Below are 4,472 nucleotides of genomic sequence, written 5' to 3'. Positions count from 1 at the left end.
CTTCTGCCCTGTAGACCGGCGGCAGCAGAAAGGCAATGAGCAGCGCAATGAGAGTGCTAGCGACGGTGATAATGCCGATGAGCTTGCGGTTCTTGACGAGCACTCGCCAGTATTCGCTCCAATTGATCGGCTCTTCCGGGGGGTAGACCACGAAGGGAGCTGGATAGCCGGGATACGGCGGTGGCGGTGTTTGCGTGGGCGGCTGTTCTTTGGCCATCGAGATTTAATCGTTTCGCTGGTTATGGATGTAATCTGTGTGCTGCTTAATGGCAGCGGGTGCGCTTAGACTGCGACTATCATCATGCGTGCGCAATGCGCCGGCTCGTAAGTAAGCGTTAAAACACACCGATTGCATCCAACGCGGCAACGGTAACCGCCAACTGGAACAGAATCGTGCTGACATCACCGAAGAGCTTGAGGCCGCTGACTCTATCAACCTTTAACGGCACGACAATGGTATCCCCAGGGCCCAATTCGGCTTCGTGGCCAAACCAGCCGGTTGGGGGGCTTACCGATCCGTCGGCCCGCACCACATACATGGCACTCTTGTTGCCTTTCTCAGATACACCGCCACTGCGCTTCAAATAGTCACTGACAGTGAGTTTGCTGTCGTAGAGGTGGGAGGTAGGATAGTACACCTCGCCAAGGACGGTCACTTCCTGTGGCCGCTGCGGAATATAGAGCCTGTCCCCTGTCTGTAGTGTGACATCGTCACTTTCGCGGCCTTGCAGTAAAGTGTCCAGATTGATCACCGTCCGGCCGACTGCCTTCACCGTGCGCAATTGTCTAAGCAGCGCCTGGCCTTCCACGACAGCCGCTTCCTTTTTGACACCGATATCTGGCTCCTGCACGCTGAGAATCGCCAGGTCACGCTCCAATTGTGCGGCAAGCCGGTCCAGATGTTCCTGCTCGCGCACGCGTACTAATTCGCGAAGGAATATCGCTCCTTCGGGAAAGGCCTGTTCCGTGAGTCCGCCGGCGCGTTTGATCACATCGCTCAGCTTTTCATCGCGCGCGATGGGGTATCTTCCGGGAAATTTGACCTCACCAGCGATCTCGATCACACCCTCATCACCCCACTTCGGGATGCGCCGGATGACGAGCTGGTCGTGCGGCTTCAGGGTTATGTCCTTCTGCTGCTCGTTTTTCAGCACGGCCGCGATATCCACGACCTGCCGTGATTGCTCCCGTTCCTTGCCGTCAACGACGGAAAACCGCGTCAGCTCGGCCTCCAATGTGTAGGCGCGGTCGGTGAGTCCGCCGGCGGCCCGCAGCAGATTGCTGATCTTCATATCAGAAGACAATGGATACCGGCCGGGATGATGCACCACGCCTTCGATCACGACCTCGCTTACCGGCTTGTCCGGCGCGGAGCGCGCTCTGGCCTGCTCGAGCAAAGGCCTGATCAAGGTTTCGCGATCGGCGCGCACGTCAAAGGCATGAACCTCGTCGCGTGGCTGCAACAGGACATTGGTCTCGCTTTCCGGTTTTTCCAGCGCCGCGATCAGGTCCGTATCGAGAAAGGTGATGGAATGATCCAGCGCGTCCTCGCGTTTGATGAGCAGGTAGCGGGCGTCCGCCTGCGGCATAAGATCGGACACCGATGGAATAAGCTGGGTCAGGCGCATCTCCGGTTTCCACTGATACTCGCCCGGCCGCTGAACTTGACCCGCTAATTTGACGACACCTCTTAATTGATCGAGCACCGAATAGATCTTGACGACGTCGCCATCGCGCAGCTCGGTATTTTTCACGTCTTCACGAGTCAGATCCACACCGAGCAGGGAACGCTCGTGGTTCTCCATGATGCGCTCGATCTTCGCTCCTTGCGGATAGGCATCGGGCGCAAGACCGCCCGCCATGGTAATCAAATTGTTGACGGTTTTTTCGTCTTTCAACTCGTAAATCGCGGGACGACGCACACGACCAGCGATACCGGCCGTTTTACCGATGGGCGGAATGAAAATAACGTCGCCGGATTGCAGACGTGCATCCGCTCTGTTATCGCCCCGCAATAACAGATCGTACAGATCCATACGAGAGACGATCTTGCCTTTGCGCTTGAGTTGAATGTCGCGCAGACTCCCGATGCGCTTGACTCCGCCGCTGGTCAGCAGTGCATTCGTCAAGGTGGACAGGCCGCTCACGATATAGGAACCGGGCCGTTCCGCATCACCCAGCACGAATACTCGAATCGACCGCAACTGGCCCAGCGTCACCGAGGCCTTCATTCCGATGAATTGCTTCTGGACGTGGTTTTGAATTTGCCGTTCCATCTGCGCGAACGTAAGGCCGGCGACCTGGATGGGCCCGATGCCGGGGAAAAGGATATCTCCGTCGCGAGTGATGACCAGCTCGTGCTGTGCGTTCTCCTTGCCGAACAGCTGTACCAGCACGGTGTCGCTGGGCCCGACGATATAGTCCGCTGGAATCGGGATATCCGTTCCCGGCGCGAATGTTTTGGCGTTGCCCGTGAACAAATCATAACCGAACGGTTTCAGCGGCTCTTCCACCGGCAGCAGCTTCACCGTCACCTGCCACCCTTTGAATGTTGGCTCTGCCCCGATGCGCTCTGCCGCCTCGAGTTCGTTCAGGCCCTTGAGGATGATCCGGCCGGTCTTCTCCAGCGTAATCGCCCCAAACTGATCGAGCACGAACAGTTTTTGCTCCGGGATATAAATCTTTGGAGATACATTTTCCGGTGTGGACGTGTCCAAAGGTGCGAGCAGGTCGCGCGAAAATCGGATAAGAACAGTGTCACCGGCCTTGAGTCGGGGCGGTTGCAGAGCGCCTGGCTCGACCACCGTGATCGCCGTGGATTCATCTGCTTGTGGTCCAGGCGCCTCGGAAACGCCGGGCGCGGCCTTGCCTGTCGGGGCGACTCCATTGCCCTTGGAGGAACGCGTTTGCGCTTCGCGTTTCAAGGAACGCAGTAGTGTTTCGCGCTCGGCCGGTGACATTTGCTGAAACTGTTGCCACTGTTCCTGGGTGGGCGCCGGCGCGGCAGAGTAGGACGCCGGGGCAAGCGAAATCAGGAAGGACAGGAGAAACAGGCCCCAGCGATACAACGGAATTTTCATACCACCCTCATATAACTTTTTGATTCTAACCTCTGTACCGATACGGCGACTGCTGCAGGCATATTACCGGTCGGTTGCAAGGCATGACAAGCCACACGCCAGCGCACTTTAGGAGTGCAAAAAAAGGCATATTGCTACCGATTGACCATCCGCACCCGACCCTATCAGACCCAAACCGCGTCCCTGGCGCTATTTTGCAAAATCGGTCAGGGGGTTGTACTCGCCGTTATCCAGCATGAGAGGACGCTCCACCATACGGTACAGATCGCCCGGGGATTCGACCATCTGGCCCACGTCCCGGGTGGCCTCAGCGATCGCGAGATTGGAACGCTGTTGGGTATCCTTCGTCAGCATCGAGCTCAACGGAACCGAGATGAATAACCCCTTATCGCGGAAATTGTCGCCCTCGCGATTCGGCCGGGTCATGTCATTTTCGTTCGTGTGCGTGAACCAGATGCCTGTCTCGATACCGGACCGGAACCGCCGCTTGATCTCAAAACGCACGCCTTCGTCTTTCGCCAGGAAACGGCCGACACGCGCTGTGGTGGTGATGCCGTATTTGGGAAACCGGTAGTGGATCGATCCCACGGTAGTCACCACGCTGTAATCCCGAAAGCCGACACTTTTTTCCGGGTCGCGCTGCTTGAGCCAGTCCATGGAAAGATCGAACGCCCAATGGCGTTGTTCCGACAGATACAAAATCTGCCCACCGGTTCCGGCAAACATTTCCTCGTAGTAGCCGGCCGAAACCCGCCCATACACGAATTGCCCGGGCTTGAAGTATTTGTTCAACAGCAGCGAGTTCAGCTTTGCCGCATCGCCCTCCTGCCGATATAGGTTAATGTCCGTGCGGACATGCGGAAGGACGCTTGGCGACGGTTGGGTGATATCGCTGACATTTTCGAGCAGTTTCAGGCGAGCGGCGCCTTCGAAAAACAACCCGTCACCCAAATGCTGGGTGTAACCAAACAAGGCGAATGTGTCGTAACTCGCGGCTCCACTGGGGTCCACGAAATAAACCCGCAAATTAAACGGCGCGACGGTAAATTTCGACAACGAGCTGTCTTGCCGGCGGATTTCCAGAACGTTGCCGCCCTCTTCGCTTGCGCTCTGCGTGGCCGGTCTTTCTTCTTCGTCCCGGCGCGGCAGTACATCCAGGCCTTTCTGCATTTCACGAGGCGTTGGTCCGGTATATTCAACGGTGACATGATCGCGCGCCACATCCCAGGATACTTCGCCAGCGATATAACGTCGCAGCAAAGCAGTATCGTCAATCGTGTAGGTCTGCAAAGGCAGATCATTTAATGTGTAGGTAATCTTGATCGTTTTGGTTTCTGCCGGCGTGAGCAGTAACGCCGTTCGGGCGGCACGCCCTATGGCGCGACTGATGAG

General features: G+C 57.1%; 3 protein-coding genes. All 3 read right to left on the bottom strand.

Annotated features, from left to right (window positions below; all coding sequences use genetic code 11):
- Positions 1-217 (bottom strand): Wzz/FepE/Etk N-terminal domain-containing protein (locus tag WB402_RS14585; protein ID WP_424209107.1); only part of this gene is annotated, 217 nt, incomplete at its 3' end.
- Positions 218-335: 118 nt separating this feature from the next.
- Positions 336-3,080, bottom strand: a complete 2,745-nt coding sequence (locus WB402_RS14580) for an SLBB domain-containing protein (RefSeq protein WP_424209105.1) — start codon at positions 3,078-3,080, stop codon at positions 336-338.
- A gap of 189 nt (positions 3,081-3,269) precedes the next feature.
- Positions 3,270-4,472: YjbH domain-containing protein (locus tag WB402_RS14575; protein ID WP_424209103.1), on the bottom strand; the 1,203-nt coding region annotated here is incomplete at its 5' end.

It is taken from the genome of Sulfuricaulis sp. (assembly GCF_049587675.1).
In the GTDB taxonomy this organism is placed as follows: Bacteria; Pseudomonadota; Gammaproteobacteria; order Acidiferrobacterales; family Sulfurifustaceae; genus Sulfuricaulis.
The sequence above is the reverse complement of the archived record's forward strand: the minus strand, read 5'-3'. Positions and strand labels throughout refer to the sequence as shown.

Excerpts from the sequence above, each read along its gene's own strand:
- WB402_RS14580 (WP_424209105.1), bottom strand. The coding sequence starts at position 3,080 with ATGAAAATTCCGTTGTATCGCTGGGGCCTGTTTCTCCTGTCCTTCCTG.